We start from the raw sequence: 18,642 nt of genomic DNA, 5'->3' as shown, positions 1-18,642 counted from the left end.
ATATAATGTATAAATACAAGCGCGGTTATCTTGTGTAGTCTGCCCACTTGACATTCTTCATGCTGCCGGTCTTTGCAAACTGTTCGTGGAAGGCAAATGCGGCACTCAGGCACTGAGGTGTGTGTCCCTTTACGCCCAGCTGCAGATACTCGCGCAAAACGGGACGATAGTCCGGATGTACACAGTTTTCGATGATCGCTTCCGCTCTTTCTCTCGGTGCTTTCCCTCTAAGATCGGCAACGCCATACTCGGAAATAATGATGTTCACCGAGTGCTCGGAGTGATCCAGGTGAGAAACCATCGGAACGAACGCGCTGATGTCTCCGTCCTTTGCCGTAGATGGCGTGGTAAAGATGGAAAGATATGCGGAACGGGTAAAGTCTCCCGACCCTCCGATACCGTTCATCATCTTTGTGCCCAGAACGTGAGTGGAGTTTACGTTACCGAAAATATCCGCTTCGAGAGCAGTATTGATGGTGATGAGTCCTAAACGACGAACGATTTCGGGATTGTTGGAAATCTCCTGCGGACGAAGAACGATCTTGTCCTTGAAGAAGTCGAGATTGGCATAGATCTCCTGTATCACATCGCGGGAAACGGTAAGAGAGCATCCGCTCGCATACGTTACGCGCCCTTTCTTCATAAGGCTGATCACGGAGTCTTGAATCACTTCGGTGTAGACCTCAAAGTTTGGAACATCAGGATTGTCTCCCAAAGCTCCAAGCACGGCATTGGCTACGTTGCCCACACCGCTCTGAAGAGGCAGGAAACTCTTAGGCATACGACCCTCGCGCATCTCTTTCACAAGGAAGTCTGCAACATTCTTTCCGATGGCTCTTGTTACATCGTCAAGAGGAGCAAAGCCACCCTCGTCATTCGGCTCGGATGTCTTGACCACTGCAACGATCTTTTCCGGATCTACCTTTATGGTGGTCGTTCCGATCCTGTCTCTTACATTATATATAGGTACCTCTTTGCGAACGGGAGGGTCTGCCGGCTCATAAAGGTCGTGCAAGCCGCGAATCTCTTTCGGGTGCTTGTCATTAAGCTCCACGATGATCTTGTCTGCCAAACGACAGATGGTAGGAAGGATTCCCACCGCAGAAGTCGGCACGATCTCCCCTTCTTCCGTTACGTCGCAGGCTTCCACAATGGCAACATTGACCTTTCCCAGATAACCATAACGAAGATATTGAGGGAGCATTGAAAGGTGCATATCGACGTAAGATGTGCCGTTACTGTTGAGTAGATTGCGAAGATCCTTATTGCTTTGGTAAGGGGTTCTGAACTTTATCGCATTTGCTCGTGCCAACTCTCCATCCATTCGGTCTCCCGATGACGCTCCGGTAAACATTCCTATGCGGAAAGGACGTCCTTCTTCATGCTCTTTTCTTGCATGGTCCGCTATTGCTTTAGTAACAACCTTGGGACAACCGGCTGCAGTAAATCCGCTAAAACCAATGTTGTCGTTGTCTTTTACCAATACCGCAGCCTCTTCTGCGGTCATGAATTTCAATGCCATAAGCTAATTTAATAATTGATATATGGTTATGTCTATGTATTATTCTTCTACTCTATGAGGATCCGTCTCTCCTCTCTTAGTCTTTCTGTGGTTTTGTTGAGCTAAAATCTGCGCTTCAACAACTCGGAAAAGATTATGGCTCTTCTCCACTCCTCGATGTTGTCAGGAATATAATCCTCTATCTCCGATTGGGTATGAAGACTCTCCGATCTCTTCTCTTCCTCTGGCTCGAATCTGTACTCTGCCTGAAAAGTTTTCCCTTCTGCCTCCGCCTTGAAGTCATACTTTTGCCGGATCGAGTGAGGCGGAACCACATCCAAAGGGGGTTGCTGAAAGATCTCTTTCGTATCGCTTCCAAAATCGAGACTTGGCTTTACACTCTTTTCTTTAAGCTTGAAAAACTCATCAGACAAGCCCTTTACGCTCTTTTGACCGAAGAAATTCCAGTCAAAGACATTGTCCGTTCCAATCTCTTCTTCCTGTGCTTTCTCTTTCTGTTTAGAAATTTGCTTCACAAAGAATCCGATCAGCCCGAAGATTGTAGCCAGCATTATAAAAGCACCCATACCTTATTATCTTATAGGAGTTTATTCGTACATTTGCCCCCAAATGTATGAATTGTTTTATCCCCTCGCAAATAATTCTATTTATTTCCCTACAAAGATAAAGAAAAAAGGGCTCAAACCTCACGGTCTAAGCCCTTCATGTAATTAACCAAAACCTTAACTATGAAAAATCTTATGCGTTTGCTTGCAAAGGTAATAATAATATTTTGATCCAACAAATACTTTGAATATTTTTATTTCGCAAATAGAGATAAGATAAAAAATTTAATTTCAGCCCATGGTTAATACAAAAAACAAAGACTATAAAAATTCAAACAACGTAAAATTACTATACATAGAAACCTATGGATGCCAGATGAACATCGCAGACAGTGAGGTTGTGGCATCTATTATGGAGACAGACGGATATGGTTTAACAGAGAACATGGACGAAGCAGATGCCATATTCATCAACACTTGTTCGGTCAGAGAAAATGCCGAAACCAAAGTCTTGAACAAATTGGAGCAGCTACACCACATGAGAAAGAAGTCCGGGAGGAAAGTTGTACTTGGTGTGCTTGGATGTATGGCAGAGCGTGTCAAGGAAGATCTCATCAATAATCATAACGCGGATCTCGTAGTAGGTCCTGACTCTTATATGGATCTCCCGAACCTTGTCGGTGCTGCGGAGAAAGGAGAGAAAGCAATAAACGTAGAGCTTTCCACTCAAGAGACATACAAGGATGTAATCCCTCTGAAAATGAGCGGGCTTCACATCAGCGGATTTCTCTCTATCATGAGAGGGTGCAACAACTTCTGTACTTACTGCATCGTACCTTATACTCGCGGCAGAGAGCGAAGCAGATCTATCCAAAGCATACTGAATGAGATAGATCACATGAAAGAAAAAGGATATAGAGAAGTTACTCTTTTAGGACAGAATGTCAACTCCTATCTCTATACCACTCCGGAAGGAGAGGAGATCAACTTTGCAAAGTTGTTGGAATTGATAGCACTCCGAGCTCCCAATATGAGAATCCGATTTACCTCTCCCCATCCCAAAGACATGAGTGACGAGACACTGCTTGTCATGAGCAAATACCATAACATATGCAAGCATATACACTTGCCGGCTCAGAGCGGGAGCAACAAGATCTTAAAGGTGATGAATAGAAACTATACCAGAGAATGGTATCTGGACAGAGTAAGCAAAATAAGATCCATAATGCCGGACTGTGGAATTTCTACAGATATGTTTTGCGGCTTCCATTCGGAGACAGAAGAAGACTTTCAAGAGACTCTCGACCTCATGATAGAGGTAGGATACGACTCTGCTTTTATGTTCAAGTACTCCGAAAGACCCGGCACTTATGCAGCAAAAAGACTTCCGGATGATGTTCCGGAAGAGGTAAAATTGGATCGTCTTCAGAGGATGATCAATCTGCAAAACGAACTTTCCGAAAAAAGCAATAAGCAAGACATCGGAAAAGTTTTTGAAGTACTCATAGAGGGATTCTCAAAAAAGTCGAGAGATCAACTCTTCGGACGTACCCAACAAAACAAAGTGGTCGTATTTAATAAAGGCTCCTACCGGATAGGTCAACTTGCCCAAGTACGCATAACAGAGGCAACATCTGCAACTCTGAAAGGTGAAGCCATAGAAGTTTAACACCAAATAAATTCCGTATGAAACACTCTTATATTCTTTGCTTCATAGTACTCCTACTCGCTTCCTGCTCTACTTCCAGACAGGTTGCTCCCCCACCAACACCGCAAGGGACAAGAGGTATCAACTCCAGATATGACGCCTACATACAACGCTATGCGCCTTTGGCCTACAAGCACCAACGTCAATACCGCATTCCGGCGAGTATAACTTTGGCACAAGGACTGTTGGAAAGCGGAGCCGGACAATCCACATTGGCAAGACAAGCCAATAATCATTTTGGTATCAAATGCCACAATTCCTGGAGAGGAGCCAAAACATTTCATACGGATGACAGACCCAACGAGTGTTTCAGAGCCTACAACTCTCCGGAAGAGTCCTTTGCAGACCATGCGGAGTTTCTAAAAAGAAAAAGGTATGCTCCCCTATTCCAGCTCGATGTCAGCGACTATAAAGGCTGGGCTAAAGGTCTGCAAAGAGCGGGATATGCCACGGATAAAGCGTATGCCAATAAGCTCATCAAGATTATAGAAGACTATCGGCTGTATCTTGTAGACCAAGGAAATGTGAGCAGATATTACGAATACAACAGACCTCAAAAGGAGATAGAGAGAGTCAATCCATATCTTCCGGAACAGAAGACAAGCAGACCTGTGGTTGAAGAAAAAACGAGAAATGCAAAAGGAGAACGTCAGCCCTATCTCAACGGCAATCTTCTCTACATCATTGCAGAAAGAGGAGACAACCTGGCTTTTATTGCTCAAGAGTATGAGATCTCCGAACAAAAGCTCTCCTCTTACAACGATTTTCCGGCAGGTTATCCGCTTGCTGCCGGAGACATTGTATATCTTCAACCGAAGCTTTCCAGAGCACAGCCTCCACATTTTGAACATATTGTCTCCGTTGGAGAAAGCATCCATACCATTTCGCAAAGATATGGCATCAAGCTAAGCAGCTTGTACAAGCTAAACAAGCTGAACGATGAATACCTGCCGACAGAAGGAGATATTCTGAAGCTGAGATAAGATCAGACAAAAGGCATTAGAGCATTACGAACGTGTAGATACTCTAATGCCTTTATATCATTATCGCAGACAAAGAAATAGTCTATCCTGACATCTCTATACTCTATGGTAGAAGAATGCAAATAGAGATCCACTGCAGATAAGATATGGCGCTGCTTACCGGAAGGTATAATTTCTTCAATCCCAAGAGCCGAAGGCAGACTGTTTCTGGACTTCACCTCTATAAAGACAAGCACATCCCCTTCCATTGCGATAATGTCTATCTCATACCGCCCGATCTTAACATTGGTATCGAGGATATTGAACCCTATATCCGTCAAAGTATCTATTGCATACTTCTCTCCGATACTACCATATTGATTGTGCCTTGCCATTATCCGAAGTCTTATTCCGAAAGGCAAATGTAAATATAAAACGTATAAAATATGCAAGACAACTTACTTTCCGATGAGTTTTTTATGCGTGCGGCTCTGCGAGAAGCCACTGTCGCATACGAAGAGAATGAAGTTCCTATTGGAGCAGTGATAGTCTCCAACGGAAAGATCATTGCATCCGAACACAACAGAACGGAGCAGCTATGCGACGTAACGGCACATGCAGAGATTCTTGCCATCACTGCTGCCCAAATGCATTTAGGAGCAAAGTTTCTTACGGATTGTACTCTATACATTACCATAGAGCCTTGCGTCATGTGTGCCGGAGCCATCAAATGGGGCAGACTTGGCAGAGTGGTTTTTGGCGCTCCTGAGGCTAAATTCGGATTTCGTGCCGTTTCAGATAAAATTCTTCACCCCAAAACGGAGCTTACAACAGGCATTCTTGAGGAGGAGTGTGCTGCTCTGATGAAAAGTTTTTTTGCCAAGCGTCGGTAAGCGTATTACTCTCGTGGCTCTTCTGTTGTCCGTTCTCTCTTTTTCGGCAACCGCTTTTCTTTCTCATCTTAACCCATTCATAAAATGTTGTTATCACGCTAAAAAAGGGAGATAAAGCTTAACAATTCTGCAAATCAAGGTTCGGTCTGCAACCATCGCAGCTTGATTGCCGGAAACCAAAGCATGATTTGAGGGATTCGCACCTTGATTTCAGATTCTATAAAGGTTCATGCAAAGAAGTAAACGTGTACAACAAATAAAATAGATATGGCTACGACAAGAAAGATAAGAGTTGGAAAAAATCAAGGGAGGTAAAATTCAGAAAAAGAATTTACCTCCCTTTTTATTTATGATCAAGCTGATCTTTCTATCCTAAAGTTTTACTCTTCTCAAGCGGAGACTATTGGCAACGACAATAATCGAACTCATCGCCATGGCTCCGGCTGACCAGAGAGGAGAGATATAGAGTTTCGGATAGAACACTCCCGCAGCCATCGGAATGGCAACAAGGTTATAGAGAAATGCCCAAGCGAAGTTTTCATATATGATTCTCTTCGTTCTCTTGGAGAGATTGATGAATGTAGATATCGGTGTAAGAGTAGTACCTATGACCGTGAGATCGGAAACCTCTTTGGCAATATCACTTCCGGCAGCCATGGCTATGCTGATGTCCGCAGCAGCCATAGAGGGAGAGTCGTTGACACCATCGCCAATCATCGCCACCTTTTTACCTTTTCCTTTTAAGGCTCGAAGATATTCCGCCTTGTCTTCCGGCGTTAAACCTCCTTTATATTTATCTATCCCCAGTTTGAGCGCAAGTGCCTCCACAGCCTCTTCTCTGTCTCCGGAAAGAAGGTGAGGCGTGATGTTACCGGACTTCAAATCCTGTATGAATGACGTTGCGGTAGATTTCAAACAGTCTTCGATAGCCCATACAGCCGTAAGATAGCCGTTTCGGGAAAGATAGATAAAGGTGGCATTGGGATGCGAAAGCAGAAAACCGGAAAGGACGGACTTCTCCGATGGATTCTTCGTAGGAGCATCGGCATAGTCCGCACTGCCGATCTTGTATCTTATTCCTTGTATATCTTCAAACTCAAGTCCCTTGCCGATCTTTTCTTCAAAGCCGACAAGAGAGATCTCTTTTCTCTCTGTGAGTCCTACGGAGAGCCGTTCTATAATGGCTTCTGCCAATGGATGAGTGCTTCTCCGTTCGGCTTCTATCACCACTCTCTTTATTGCTTCTTTTTCCCCCCACCACAGAGAAGCCACGACCTGAGGGCGTCCCAAGGTAAGCGTGCCTGTCTTATCCAACACAACATCAGTAACTCCGGACATATTTTCCAATGCGACCACGTTTGAGATTAGCAAGTGTTCTTTGGCAGCTCTTTCCACTGCAACTGTAATCGCCGTAGGTGTTGCCAATCCCATTGCACAAGGGCAAGCAATGGCAAGAACCGAAACTGCGAAAAAGAGTCCTAAGGATACAGAGCCGGGGATAGAGGATACACTCCATAGCACAAAGGTGAGTAGAGCCAAAATAAGAATTACAGGAACAAAATAAGAAGCGACCTTATCTGCAATGCGTTGAATAGGTGCCTGCATGCCTTGAACCCTTTTAACCGCTTCCAATATCTTACCGAAGAGAGTCTCTTTCCCTACTGCTTCTGCCCGATACTCCAGTAATCCGGATGTGGAAACCGTTGCAGCAAACAGAGTATCGCCGGCATCCTTCAGCTTTGGAATGGGTTCGCCCGTTATGGTGCTTTCGTCCACCGTCGCAGTTCCTTCCATAACGACACCATCGACAGCCACATATTCTCCTTGTCTAAGACGTAGAATATCTCCTACCACCACTTCGGAAATTGGAACAGAAACAAACTCTCCATCCCTTTTTACAGAAGCCTGTTGCGGCACTCTACCCATAAGCTCTCTATAAGCCACGGTAGTCTGCTGCTTTGCTCTCTCTTCCAATCTTTTTCCAACGAGTACAAAAGCCACAATCATACCCACGGCATCAAAATAGTGCATCGTATCATGAGAGGCCTCTCCCCGTAAGTGAGAAGAGAGTATGATATATATACTGAAGAAGTATGCCACGGAGATGCTCAGACTTATGAGTGTATCCATGTTGGTCGTCTTTAACTTGAGCATCTTTAAGGCTCGTTGATGATATGGCAATGCGCAGTAAGCAAACGAAACAGATGCAAAGAGAAGAGCTGCTATATCTTCTACCACTTTTGGAAGAGGGTGCCAGTGAAAACCATGCATCAGATGAATCCCCATAAGTAATACTGCCATAACAATGGCGGTAATCATTCTGATCAGAATACTTTTATCTTCAAGAAGCTCTTCTTGAGGCTGACCATCCCATGTTACATCATAACCTGCCTCGTGGAGTACACTCTTTACGGTATCTGCCTGCTCATGTTTGGCAACGGAAATCTCTATGGTTTTATGAAGCAGAGAGATGTTTACCTCCTCTACTCCCTCTATTTCCTGTGCTGTTTTTGTAGCAAAGGCTACACAGCCTGCGCAGTGTAGCCCTTCTATATGACCTTTGTGAATTTTATTTTGTTTCCGACTCATGGCAATATCTTTTATAATTCTTCATATTCGGCATACTCGGCATTTTTTTTGTCCATACCGGCATTCCGAATCACAGAAACGGAGTCTTTCGGCTTCTTTGTCTCTGTATTCTGCTGCTTTCGTTCTCTTTTCTGCGACTCTCCGGCTTGAGAATATTTGAAAGCTTGCTCTGCAAATCGTTTTGCCAGACGGCTGATAAAAAATCCCTGTATAGATCCATATTTCTTTTCTATGATATATCTTACAAGGTAGTACAAGCATAGTGCTATGAATATGCCTAATATTATCTCCATAATCTTTGTCTTATTCGTATATGTGTTTACATAGTGCCAACGAAAGAAGAATGTACAAGAATATTGCCAGAGAGAATCCAAGCATACCAAATACAGAAATCAGAGCGACAGATATGACAAGTAAGGCATAAATCCAGACATTTCTTTTCTTTAGAGACAGCATCGGTATCTCAGAAACCAAAAGGTAGCTGAACAATACTGCTATACCAATGACCAAATATGGCATATAACCTAATGTAAGCCACTGGCTGTTATTCTTCAAAAACATAACCATACCAATCCAAAACATCGCATTGGCAGGGGTAGGAAGTCCAATAAAAGTAGAAGTCTGGCGAGGATCGTTATTGAACTTTGCCAGTCTGTAAACAGAAGCGACAACAAGTACCATAACCGACAATGCTGTCCACCCTACATACGGTTGTAATACCATGAATAGCATAAAGGCAGGAGCTATTCCGAAAGAGAGAAGATCGGCAAGAGAGTCGAGATCTTTTCCAATAGGAGAAAAGGCCTTTAGCATCCTGGCAGCGAAGCCATCCAGAAAATCCAATACGGCTGCAATGGCAATGAGTCCGACAGCACAATGGAAAAGTTCTGCAGCAGCCATAGCCACCGCCATCGCTCCACATAGAGCATTACAGAGTGTAAGCAGATTCGGAATGTGTTTCTTCATGGGTTCTTCAATTGAATATTAAGACAACTCTGCCAAAAGAGTCTGATTACCCGTTACGACTTGTCCTATTTCCACTTTTACGGTACTGTCCAACGGGACATAAACATCCACACGAGAGCCAAACTTAATAAAGCCCATGTGTTCGTCTATATAGCACTCCTCTCCCTCTTTGGCGTAGGTTATGATTCTCTTGGCTACCGCCCCTGCAATCTGCCGAGCAAGAATCATCCGTCCGCATTCAGTCTCTATCACTACCGTAGAACGCTCATTCTCAACACTGCTCTTAGGGAGATAAGCAGCCATAAATCTACCTTGATGATGACGGACCAATCTGACAAAACCATCGACCGGATACCAGTTGGCATGAACGTTAAATACAGACATAAAAACCGATATCTGAATACAGTTGCACTTCAATACTTCAGGTTCATAAACTTCTTCCACAGCAACAATTTTACCATCAGCAGGCGCTACAATCTTTTTGGCTGTATCCTGACCATATTTTCTCAATGGAGAACGAAAAAAGTTGACCTCCAAGAGAAATAAAATAAGAGCTATGGGAGTAACAATATAGAATGCCAGCTTATTCTCTACAAAGGCATACAGATATGCCACAACAAAGAAAAATAGAACAAACGTGCCTGCAAGAAGTCCAACTCCTTCTCTATGCAGTTTTATTTTTTTATTGCGTCTAAGCTTCATGATGATATATTACGTCTCTTAATTGTGGTACAGCAGGATTTTTCCTACTAAATACAAAGATACATTTTTTGAGAGAATTACGTGGCAGCCGAGATATTTAAGAAAAAAGCAGGTATATCTTTCTTCCTTTTTTATTCCGGTCAGCAGCTTTTTTCAAAACCTACTTCTACAAAAAAGTCATCCCGTAAGAGATGACTTTTCTTCTTTTGGAGAGTAGAGCCTAACGCTTGAACTTTCGGGACACAAGCTGTACCACGTTATAGATCTCTCTGATGTCATTCATCTCTATCTTGATGTCTTCAAACATCGGATTGAGAGATGAGAGTACAAAGTATCCTTTATCTATGTTTTGTTCTTTAATAGATTTAAGTACCAATCCCTCTGAAACAGTTACAAAAAGAAAGTAGGGCCAATGATGCGTGTGCAGCTTCGATAGCCAATATTCCGGTTTGATGCTTCGGCAAAGTAAAATATCTTTATCGAGGATGGAGTTCATAGATCCATCCGTCATAGAGTCGCCCTTGACCTCAAATAAGAGATAATGCCCAAAATACTTCTGATCCGCCAATACAGGTTTATGCTCCAAACTTTCCAAAAAAACTTCGTCTTCATACGAATTGAGTTTTCCGGCATAGGCGTGAATAGGGACAAAAGGGACATACATCTGATGTACATTGTCATAGAAAGTGGCATTGCTCCTCAGGTATTCTCGTTTAGAGTCGTCGATGTTAGGGATAGCATCATTCCACTGAGCGTTATAGATAGGTCCGCTGCCATGCAGCAGCCATAGTCTGCTATAGTATGGATAAGCCTCCAGAAGCTTGTCGCAGGTCTTTTCGTGTGGGATACTCTGCCTTTTTGAGATACGATAAAGCGTTGTTTGAGAAATACCTGAAAGTTTTTGAGCTAATGTTTGATAATTCTCCCCTTCCTGCTTCATAATGTAGGTAAAACGCTCACTACGTGTGGCTCCTTCCTTAGAAGATTTTGCGGTGTAAGGCTGTGGCGTTTGTGCCAAAAGCATCTCTCCCACTCCTTCCATAACCCATGCCTTAGAGAATGTACCTGGAAAAACGCTCAAAAAAGAGTCTATAAACTTTTCACTAAGAAAGCGAGAAGAGTCGTGAAAAGCTGAGCGCACACTACCTGGAGGCAGAGAAAGCCTGTCTGCCAACTCCCTAAGGCTGGGAACTTTCCCTTCTTCTTTAAGGTAAGTAAGGCAGGCCCGCATACGCTCTTTTCGTTGTAGGATATGTTCGGGGATAGAATTAAGCACTTTTTGTTCCACTATTAAAAAATTTTTTCTCTGCTCTATTGAGCAAGACAAATATAGCTATTTATTCTATAAAGTATTATCAATCAAAGCTATTACATTCTTTTAGGTTTTAATATCTAAACTAATAAGAGTACAAAGTATTACTAATGTAATAAAAATATATCCGTACTATGTATTGCATAATTCATTATGATATTATACCTTTGCATCAAATACCAAACATCATGATACAGATAAAAGATCTACACAAAACCTATCCGGGAGTTCAACCACTACATGTACTTAAAGGTGTCAGCCTTGAAGTGGAAAAAGGAGAGATGGTTGCCATAATGGGCGCGAGCGGTTCAGGCAAAAGTACATTGCTGAATATACTCGGTATCCTGGACACTTACGATGAGGGATATTACAGACTCAATGGAAAACTTATCCAAAACTTATCCGAAAAAGAAGCTGCAGCCATACGAGGGAAAGATGTAGGATTTGTATTTCAGAGTTTTAATCTCATTCCGTTTAAGACTGCTGCGGAAAATGTTGCACTGCCTCTGTTTTATCAAGGAATCGGGCGAAAAGAAAGAATAAAAAGAGCACACGAATACTTGGATAAAGTAGGCTTGCTGGACTGGAGTCATCACAAACCGAATGAAATGTCCGGAGGACAGAAGCAACGTGTAGCTATTGCAAGAGCTTTGATCTCCAAACCATCTGTCATCTTAGCGGATGAGCCGACAGGTGCATTGGATAGCACTACGACCACAGAGGTGATCAACTTACTGAAAGAGATCAATGCTTCGGAAAATATGACCATGATCATTGTAACGCACGAACGAAGCGTGGCAGAAGAAACCCAACGTACCATATATATACGTGACGGGCTTATCATCTAATCTTAAACAATACAAGATATGATCTCTTTCTTTCAAGAGTTATTCCACTCTCTACGGAACAATAAGCTAAGAAGTGCTCTTACCGCATTCTCTATTGCTTGGGGAATCATCATATTGATTCTTCTCTTGGGTTCCGGAAAAGGAGTTGAAAATGGAATTCGCAAAACAGCGGGAGAGTTAGGACAGCTTGAAGCAAATGTCAAAGTCTATCTATGGAGTACGGAAGAGCCTTATGCCGGTTATCAGGCAGGCAGGTCTCTTTCTCTCAAACCGGCACAACTGGATCTCCTGAGAGAGATGAATAAAAATATTTTCTATGCCATAGAACCGGTGCAAGATAACTTTACAAGAATAAGTACAACCTATGGTGTTTGCGATGCGAAGATAACAACCCTTTCAGTTGCAGAGCGTGAAAAGAACTCCGAAACAATAGTAATGGGGCGAACGTTCACACCTCAAGAAATGAAAGAGGGGCATAAGGTGATTCTTTTATCCGAAAAAGATGTTCTTAAAATCTTTTCCAATAAAGAAGAGTGTCTAAACAGCTCTGTTCTTATAAATGGTATAATGTTTAAGGTTATCGGAGTAAGACAAGACATAGATGCATACAGCAGAGGAACTCATAAGATCCCTTTTGCTACTTATGCCAATACGTATCCGAACAATGTCCTCTCTTTCTCAACCCTTATGGCTTATCCACATCCCCACATATCATCAGAAAAGTTGGCAGACTACGAGGATGAGTTTCGATCTCAGATTTGTAGGATTGTAAAAGCATCCCCTGACGATTACGGAGCCATGTTTATAGACAATCCGTCTCAAAACGCCAAAACAATACAGAAAGTCTTTTCAGGTATTCAAATGTTGCTTTGGGTTATAGGTATAGGTACGCTGACAATAGGAGTTGTAGGGGTATCCAATATTATGCAGGTAACCGTACAGGAGCGTTTCAAAGAGATTGGAATTCGAAAAGCACTCGGAGCAAAACCTTACAATATATTGGCACTTGTCTTGGGAGAGTCTATTATACTCTCTGTCTTTTCGGGAATGATCGGGCTCCTTGCAGGAGTTGGGTTATTAGATTTTATCGGAGATCTTTTTGAGCAAAATGGTTGGGGTAAACAAATGATTCCCAACGACAATAATGATATGGCAATGTACATATTTTCCGATCCTCAAGTGGATCTGCAAATAGCATTTGGGGCTCTCATCGTTCTTATCATTGCCGGCATTGTTGCCGGATATGCTCCTGCAAGGAAAGCTATCAGGATACCTGCTATTGTGGCGATGAGGGATTTGAAATAATGGTGTGAGATATAAAGATATACAATTATGATACACTTTTTAGACAAAGAAAGACAGACCGAAATATGGTACACCATACGCACCAATAAGCGTAGAAGTGTAATGACTTCCATGGGTGTCTTCTTCGGGATGTTCATCTTTACAGTACTGCTAAGCATAGGTATCGGGATGGAGAATGGGATGAACAGACAGATAGAGTCCGTTTCGAGCAACCTCACAGCTTATATGCTCTCCACCACCACTCGCCCCTATCAAGGATATAAAAACAATAGAAGGCTGGAGACAACCTATGATGATTATTTGCAAATCAAAAAACAGAGCAAGACACTAAGCAACGTGGTCTGCTCCATGATCTGGGAAAATCAGAACGGAGGCTGGATGAGTACGATAAACTCTACTCAAAAGAAAGGCAGAGGCTATATGATGGGTGTCTCAACAGGATACTTGGAACAAAACCGCCCGGCATTGATTGCGGGCAGGCTTCTATCGGATAGAGACATCGTGGATAAGAAGAATGTCTGCGTCATTGGAATGAATGTCTTAAAATCTCTCTTCGACTCTCCGGAAGATGCTTTAGGCAAACACATTTTTGTTTCAGGAATGTCTTTCCGGGTGATTGGAGTAACAGGGGAAGCGAACATGCAGGTTTTCGGCCCTAATTCGGCATACTCTGCTTATATTCCCCTTCCATTCGTGGCAAATGATAACCCCGAAGCAAATGTTCTTTTATTGGGAACGCCCAAACAGGATATTTCGGAAGAGGAAGTAAAAGAGGAGCTTTTCTCTTATTTCTCAAGAAAGTACCACATCCATCCGGAAGATAAAGATGTGCTTATCTCTGCCGGGATGAGAATCATCTTTGGTCTCTTCGGCATGATTACGGGAGGCATAAAGATCTTAGTCTGGCTTATAGGGATGGGAACTCTCATTACCGGTATCATCAGTGTTTCCAACATTCTTTTGGTAACGGTAAGAGAAAGACAGAGAGAGATAGGAGTGCGCCGAGCTTTGGGAGCCAAGCCGAGAGATATATTCGAGCAGTTTATCTTGGAATCTGTTTTTATCATCTCTCTTGCAGGCTTTACCGGCTTATTCCTTGGTCTGCTTGTAGCTCTCGGCATCGGAAGTGTGGTAGAAAATATAAACGGTATCAGAGAGTTTATCGTCTCGCCTTATCCTCAGCTTCATATCCTGATCATTTCAATACTTATTGTCTTGGTCTCCGGTATTCTTGCCGGTCTTCTTCCGGTTTACAAAGCCCTTGAGGTGAAAGCCATAGATGCAATAAGAGATGAATAAAACAAATCACATACTATTATAATCCGAATACATTAAACACAAAAACATAAACCATCATGAGCAAGAAAAAAAGAGTATTAAAAGTGATACTGGGCGTTGTGATTGCCTTAGTAGTCATCTCTGTTGTAGGAACCATTATTTCCAAAACCGGGAACAAGACTGTTGCCTACGAAACCCTAAACCCAACCACCAATGACACTGTGGAGCTGAACACGATCCTTACAGGAAGTATCGAGCCACGAGATCTTGTCCTCATCAAACCTCAAATGACCGGTATAGTTGCCGAGCTTTTGAAGCAACCCGGAGAGATGGTACAAGCCGGAGAGCTTGTGGCCCGCATTGCGATGGTCCCCGATATTGCCACCGTACAAAATGCACAGGCAAGAGTCGAAACAGCGCTTATACAGCTGAATCAGGTAAGAGAAGTTTACGAGAGAGACAAATCTCTTTACGAGCAAAAAGTACTTGCCACAGAACGATTCCAAGAGAGCAAAGCTGCTTTTGATCGTGCAACCATCGACTACAACTCTGCCAAAGAGACTCTCGAACTGGTAAGCAAAGGATCCAGTGCATCCACCAAAAGCTCCAACAACACCCTTGTACGCGCCACCGTTTCGGGTCTTATCTTGGAACAACCCGTAAAGATCGGTCAGAGCGTCATACAGTCCAACAACTTCAACGAAGGTACCACCATCGTAAGCATTGCAGACCTCAAAGATCTTCTCTTCATAGGTAATGTGAACGAAAGCGATGTGGCAAAGATCAAGGTGGGCGCCGATGTTACCATCAGAATAGGAGCAATGCCGAAGAAGACATTCCCTGCGACAGTAGAGTATGTATCTCCCAAAGGTGTGCAGACATCCGGCTCTGTAATGTTTGAAGTAAAAGCTGCTCTGGACAAAACAGACCTGACAGGCATACGTGCCGGTTTCAGCAGCAATGCCGAAATCATTTTGGAAAGGAAAGAAAACGTGATGACCATCCCGGAAAAATGCGTTTACTACGAAGGCGACAAAAGCTTTGTCTACGTCTCCAAAGGGGGTAGCAAAGAAGAAGACTTTGAAAAGAAAGAAGTTCAGCTCGGAATATCGGACGGACTCAAAGTGGAAGTCCTTTCCGGTCTGACCGAAAATGAGATCATAAGAGGCAATAAGAAATAAAGATTTTAAGCACAAGTCATGAAACCGACATACCTTTTCAGAGAGACCAACGCTCCTTTTTCCAAAAAACCTCGCCCCCTTTTCAAGAGCTCTTTATTGCTTTCCTCAAAAAGCTTTAGAGCTTTCTCCAAAAAGCTTTATTGCTTTCTTCAAAAACCTTTAGTGCTTTTTCAAGAAACCTTTAGTGCTTTTTCAAGAAACCTTTATTGCTTTTTTAAGAGACCTTTATACCTGCCATTTTTCTCCCTTATTTTGGCTCTGTTTTTACCCCTGAATCGGGCAGAAGCTCAGGAGAAAAAGCTGTCGGAATGTATCGAATATGCCAAGCAGCACAGCCCTATGTTGATAAACCTTCAAAACAGGATAGATGCCATCGAGATCGAACTGAAAGACTCCAAGATGGCATTCACCCCCAATCTTGGCGGGTCTGTGGGAGAAGCCCTCTCCTTCGGACGCTCTCAAGATAAATCGGGAGTGTTCAGAGATGTCAGCTCCGGTAACACGTCATTCTCCATAGGAGCCGGTCTGTCGCTGTTTGAAGGTGGAGCCAAATGGTATCACTACAAGAAAAGCAAGCTCGCACACGAGCAGACACCATTCATCATACGAGAAGCAGAAGACAGAGTTGCCCTAAAAATAGTGGAAGGCTACATCAACCTGCTTCTTGCCAAAGAGATCGTACAGGTTGCGGAAGAACGCCTTGCACTGACAATGAAAAACCTGAACGAAACAGAAGCTCGCGTGAAGGCAGGAAAGCTCCCGGAATCCAAGCTGATGGAACTCCAAACCCAAGCAGGATCGGACAAGTTGAGCGTAGCAGAAACCAAAGCCGATGCAGAAAGAGCTAAAGCCAACCTTCTCTTCGACATGGGAGCAGGCAAAGATCCCAACATCGACATCGCGACCACTTCTGCCGAAGAAATCCTCGGACGTCTTCTCCTGAGCGATGCAGAGACAAAAAACTTCAACTGGGTCTCCCCCACCATCGCTCTAGCACAAGGAGAAGTAGACAAAGCCGAATATGACATCAAACGCGCAAAAGCCGCTCTTTGGCCCTCACTCTCCATGAATGCCGGATACAGCAACGGATACTACTTCTCTCTCGATAAGAATCTCAAAGGAGTGAACATCCCGTTTGCAGATCAGATGAAAAGCAACGGACGTACATACATAGGACTGTCTCTAAACATCCCGATATTCTCAAAAGGACAGATCAGAAGCGGTATCAAGCGTGCAACTCTGCAAAAACGGCAGATGGAGAACGACCTGAAAATAAAGCAGGCAGAAGAAGAGCAAAACATATCTCTGGCAAAAATAGACCTGAACAAATCCATCGAACAGCACAAGCAAGCCAAATCCAACGAAGAATATGCCGAAGAGAGTCTTCGCCTTGCAGGATTGGAGTTTGATGCGGGGAGGATTAGCAGCTACGAATGGGAGATCGTCAAGAATAAATATGCCGAAGCAAAAGCCACGCATATCCGAGCTATCTACAACCGCTTGATGCGTACCATCACCCTTAAATACTTCAATACGGGAGTGATAGATCTTTCTCTTGCAGAATAAAAATTAAAAACGTACCTTTGTGCCTGATTTCCTCCGAGTTACGCGTAGCTCACGGGAGGAAGCCGTACAAATCAATTATTCACATTCTTAATTTTCAAAATTAATGGCAACTAAGATTAGATTGCAAAGACACGGTCGCAAGGGTTATCCCTTCTACAGAATCGTGGTGGCAGATAGCAGAGCACCGCGTGACGGTAAATTCATTGAGCGTTTGGGTACTTACAACCCAAATACCAATCCTGCTACAGTGGATTTGAACTTTGAAAGAGCATTGTATTGGCTGAACGTAGGCGCACAACCTACAGACACTACAAGAAACATCCTCTCAAGAGAAGGTGTTCTGCTCATGAAGCACCTCCTTGGTGGTGTTAAGAAAGAGAAGTTTACTCTCGAAGAAGCACAAAGACGTTTTGACGCTTGGAAAGAAGCAAAGGTAAAAGGCTTCCAAGCAGAGCGACAAAAGCTTGTGGAAGCAAAGAACGCTGAAGCAAAGCAACGTCTTGAAGCAGAAAAAGAAGTAAACAAGGCTAAAGCCGAAGCTCTAAGAGAGAAGAAGGCTGCAGAAGAAAAGGCTAAACAAGAAGCAGCAAAAGCTGCTGCTGAAGAAGCCGCAGCTGAAGCAGAAGGCACAACAGAAGAAGTGGCTGCTGCTGAAGAAGAAGCTCCTGCAGAAGCTTAATCTCAGAGTTTATCTCTCAACACTCGAAGCTATTTAGAGAATAGAAGCTATTCTAAATAAATAGAGCCACAAAGAGGCTGTATCAAATGCAAGTTTGGTGCAGCCTCTTTTTTTATTCTAAAAAGATTAGGTACTTTCCCCGAAACCTTTAGTGCTTTTCTCCAAAACCTTTAGTGCTTTTTCCAGAAACCTTTAGTGCTTTTCTCCAAAACCTTTAGTGCTTTTTCCAGAAACCTTTAGTGCTTTTCAAAGAAACCTTTAGTGCTTTTCCCCGAAACCTTTAGTGCTTTTCCCCGAAACCTTTAGTGCTTTTCAAAGAAACCTTTAGTGCTTTTCCCCGAAACCTTTAGTGCTTTTCCCCGAAACCTTTAGTGCTTTTCCCAGAAACCTTTAGTGCTTTTCCCAGAAACCTTTAGTGCTTTCGGGAAGAAAAACAAATCATTTTTCTTGGATCGACACTTTTAATTTTGTATTCTTGTGGAGATTATACTCTTCAAGAAGAACATATCACCTTGAATGCCAATGAAAATATTCGACATATTTAGTAGGACCACTAAAAGAGAATTCCTTCCAATTGCCTTTTATT

The 18,642-nt window shown here is 43.1% G+C and carries 17 protein-coding genes; 9 read left to right on the top strand and 8 right to left on the bottom strand.

Features of this window, described 5'->3' with window-relative positions; translation table 11 throughout:
* Nucleotides 1-25: 25 nt before the first annotated feature.
* Nucleotides 26-1,522, bottom strand: a complete 1,497-nt coding sequence (locus HQ43_RS02105) for an acetyl-CoA hydrolase/transferase family protein (protein ID WP_036788978.1) — start codon at nt 1,520-1,522, stop codon at nt 26-28.
* A gap of 101 nt (nt 1,523-1,623) precedes the next feature.
* Nucleotides 1,624-2,088 carry a hypothetical protein gene (locus HQ43_RS02100; RefSeq protein WP_036788976.1) on the bottom strand — a complete coding sequence of 155 codons (465 nt, stop codon included), beginning with the start codon at nt 2,086-2,088 and terminating at the stop codon, nt 1,624-1,626.
* A 277-nt stretch (nt 2,089-2,365) separates the two neighbouring features.
* Between HQ43_RS02100 and miaB the strand changes: the two genes are divergently transcribed.
* Together miaB and HQ43_RS02090 are read left to right on the top strand one after the other, a co-directional pair.
* Nucleotides 2,366-3,736, top strand: a complete 1,371-nt coding sequence (gene miaB, locus HQ43_RS02095) for a tRNA (N6-isopentenyl adenosine(37)-C2)-methylthiotransferase MiaB (protein ID WP_036788974.1) — start codon at nt 2,366-2,368, stop codon at nt 3,734-3,736.
* A gap of 17 nt (nt 3,737-3,753) precedes the next feature.
* Entirely contained in the window at nt 3,754-4,758 is a 1,005-nt protein-coding gene (locus tag HQ43_RS02090; RefSeq protein ID WP_036788972.1) for a glucosaminidase domain-containing protein, read from the top strand.
* A 2-nt stretch (nt 4,759-4,760) separates the two neighbouring features.
* On the opposite strand, the gene HQ43_RS02085 is transcribed toward HQ43_RS02090, so the two are convergent.
* The gene (locus HQ43_RS02085) at nt 4,761-5,132 is read right to left on the bottom strand and encodes a YraN family protein (RefSeq protein ID WP_052079385.1); all 372 of its coding nucleotides are present in this window, start codon (nt 5,130-5,132) and stop codon (nt 4,761-4,763) included.
* Between the two features lie 51 nt (nt 5,133-5,183).
* On the opposite strand from HQ43_RS02085, the gene HQ43_RS02080 reads away from it, so the two are divergent.
* Complete coding sequence (locus HQ43_RS02080) at nt 5,184-5,630, top strand: nucleoside deaminase (protein WP_036788970.1); 447 nt, start codon at nt 5,184-5,186, stop codon at nt 5,628-5,630.
* 372 nt (nt 5,631-6,002) lie between these two features.
* Here the strand turns inward: HQ43_RS02080 and HQ43_RS02075 are convergent, their stop codons facing one another.
* The 5 genes from HQ43_RS02075 to HQ43_RS02055 all read right to left on the bottom strand — a co-directional run bounded on the left by HQ43_RS02075 (nt 6,003) and on the right by HQ43_RS02055 (nt 11,118).
* Nucleotides 6,003-8,219 (bottom strand): heavy metal translocating P-type ATPase, encoded by a 2,217-nt coding sequence (locus tag HQ43_RS02075; protein WP_052103018.1) that lies wholly within the window; start codon nt 8,217-8,219, stop codon nt 6,003-6,005.
* A gap of 11 nt (nt 8,220-8,230) precedes the next feature.
* A complete protein-coding gene (locus tag HQ43_RS02070) occupies nt 8,231-8,512 on the bottom strand; it encodes a hypothetical protein (RefSeq protein ID WP_036788968.1) in 282 nt (93 codons plus the stop codon).
* A gap of 10 nt (nt 8,513-8,522) precedes the next feature.
* Nucleotides 8,523-9,185, bottom strand: a complete 663-nt coding sequence (gene pssA / locus HQ43_RS02065) for a CDP-diacylglycerol--serine O-phosphatidyltransferase (RefSeq protein ID WP_036788966.1) — start codon at nt 9,183-9,185, stop codon at nt 8,523-8,525.
* Nucleotides 9,186-9,203: 18 nt separating this feature from the next.
* The gene (locus HQ43_RS02060) at nt 9,204-9,890 is read right to left on the bottom strand and encodes a phosphatidylserine decarboxylase family protein (RefSeq protein WP_036788964.1); all 687 of its coding nucleotides are present in this window, start codon (nt 9,888-9,890) and stop codon (nt 9,204-9,206) included.
* A 217-nt stretch (nt 9,891-10,107) separates the two neighbouring features.
* The gene (locus HQ43_RS02055; protein ID WP_152567456.1) at nt 10,108-11,118 is read right to left on the bottom strand and encodes a S24 family peptidase; all 1,011 of its coding nucleotides are present in this window, start codon (nt 11,116-11,118) and stop codon (nt 10,108-10,110) included.
* A gap of 269 nt (nt 11,119-11,387) precedes the next feature.
* On the opposite strand from HQ43_RS02055, the gene HQ43_RS02050 reads away from it, so the two are divergent.
* The 6 genes from HQ43_RS02050 to HQ43_RS02025 all read left to right on the top strand — a co-directional run bounded on the left by HQ43_RS02050 (nt 11,388) and on the right by HQ43_RS02025 (nt 18,056).
* Nucleotides 11,388-12,047, top strand: a complete 660-nt coding sequence (locus HQ43_RS02050) for an ABC transporter ATP-binding protein (RefSeq protein WP_036788960.1) — start codon at nt 11,388-11,390, stop codon at nt 12,045-12,047.
* A gap of 18 nt (nt 12,048-12,065) precedes the next feature.
* Nucleotides 12,066-13,352 carry an ABC transporter permease gene (locus tag HQ43_RS02045; protein ID WP_036788957.1) on the top strand — a complete coding sequence of 429 codons (1,287 nt, stop codon included), beginning with the start codon at nt 12,066-12,068 and terminating at the stop codon, nt 13,350-13,352.
* Between the two features lie 27 nt (nt 13,353-13,379).
* Nucleotides 13,380-14,651: an ABC transporter permease gene (locus HQ43_RS02040; protein WP_052103017.1), complete on the top strand. Its 1,272-nt coding sequence runs from the start codon at nt 13,380-13,382 to the stop codon at nt 14,649-14,651.
* A gap of 56 nt (nt 14,652-14,707) precedes the next feature.
* The gene (locus HQ43_RS02035) at nt 14,708-15,811 is read left to right on the top strand and encodes an efflux RND transporter periplasmic adaptor subunit (protein ID WP_036788955.1); all 1,104 of its coding nucleotides are present in this window, start codon (nt 14,708-14,710) and stop codon (nt 15,809-15,811) included.
* 18 nt (nt 15,812-15,829) lie between these two features.
* Nucleotides 15,830-17,377: a TolC family protein gene (locus tag HQ43_RS02030; RefSeq protein WP_052103016.1), complete on the top strand. Its 1,548-nt coding sequence runs from the start codon at nt 15,830-15,832 to the stop codon at nt 17,375-17,377.
* A 103-nt stretch (nt 17,378-17,480) separates the two neighbouring features.
* Nucleotides 17,481-18,056, top strand: coding sequence for a 30S ribosomal protein S16 (locus tag HQ43_RS02025; protein WP_036788953.1), 576 nt, complete (start codon nt 17,481-17,483; stop codon nt 18,054-18,056).
* Nucleotides 18,057-18,642 lie beyond the last annotated feature (586 nt).

It is taken from the genome of Porphyromonas canoris (genome assembly GCF_000769115.1).
Lineage (GTDB): Bacteria > Bacteroidota > Bacteroidia > Bacteroidales > Porphyromonadaceae > Porphyromonas_A > Porphyromonas_A canoris.
Note: the sequence above shows the minus strand (reverse complement) of the source record. Positions and strands in the feature narration are given on the sequence as shown.

What these genes read in the sequence shown, in the direction of transcription:
- HQ43_RS02105 (WP_036788978.1), bottom strand. Translation starts at nt 1,522, where the DNA reads ATGGCATTGAAATTCATGACCGCAGAAGAGGCTGCGGTATTGGTAAAA.
- HQ43_RS02100 (WP_036788976.1), bottom strand. Translation starts at nt 2,088, where the DNA reads ATGGGTGCTTTTATAATGCTGGCTACAATCTTCGGGCTGATCGGATTC.
- miaB (WP_036788974.1), top strand. Translation starts at nt 2,366, where the DNA reads ATGGTTAATACAAAAAACAAAGACTATAAAAATTCAAACAACGTAAAA.
- HQ43_RS02090 (WP_036788972.1), top strand. Translation starts at nt 3,754, where the DNA reads ATGAAACACTCTTATATTCTTTGCTTCATAGTACTCCTACTCGCTTCC.
- HQ43_RS02085 (WP_052079385.1), bottom strand. Translation starts at nt 5,132, where the DNA reads ATGGCAAGGCACAATCAATATGGTAGTATCGGAGAGAAGTATGCAATA.
- HQ43_RS02080 (WP_036788970.1), top strand. Translation starts at nt 5,184, where the DNA reads ATGCAAGACAACTTACTTTCCGATGAGTTTTTTATGCGTGCGGCTCTG.
- HQ43_RS02075 (WP_052103018.1), bottom strand. Translation starts at nt 8,219, where the DNA reads ATGAGTCGGAAACAAAATAAAATTCACAAAGGTCATATAGAAGGGCTA.
- HQ43_RS02070 (WP_036788968.1), bottom strand. Translation starts at nt 8,512, where the DNA reads ATGGAGATAATATTAGGCATATTCATAGCACTATGCTTGTACTACCTT.
- pssA (WP_036788966.1), bottom strand. Translation starts at nt 9,185, where the DNA reads ATGAAGAAACACATTCCGAATCTGCTTACACTCTGTAATGCTCTATGT.
- HQ43_RS02055 (WP_152567456.1), bottom strand. Translation starts at nt 11,118, where the DNA reads ATGCGGGCCTGCCTTACTTACCTTAAAGAAGAAGGGAAAGTTCCCAGC.
- HQ43_RS02050 (WP_036788960.1), top strand. Translation starts at nt 11,388, where the DNA reads ATGATACAGATAAAAGATCTACACAAAACCTATCCGGGAGTTCAACCA.
- HQ43_RS02045 (WP_036788957.1), top strand. Translation starts at nt 12,066, where the DNA reads ATGATCTCTTTCTTTCAAGAGTTATTCCACTCTCTACGGAACAATAAG.
- HQ43_RS02040 (WP_052103017.1), top strand. Translation starts at nt 13,380, where the DNA reads ATGATACACTTTTTAGACAAAGAAAGACAGACCGAAATATGGTACACC.
- HQ43_RS02035 (WP_036788955.1), top strand. Translation starts at nt 14,708, where the DNA reads ATGAGCAAGAAAAAAAGAGTATTAAAAGTGATACTGGGCGTTGTGATT.
- HQ43_RS02030 (WP_052103016.1), top strand. Translation starts at nt 15,830, where the DNA reads ATGAAACCGACATACCTTTTCAGAGAGACCAACGCTCCTTTTTCCAAA.
- HQ43_RS02025 (WP_036788953.1), top strand. Translation starts at nt 17,481, where the DNA reads ATGGCAACTAAGATTAGATTGCAAAGACACGGTCGCAAGGGTTATCCC.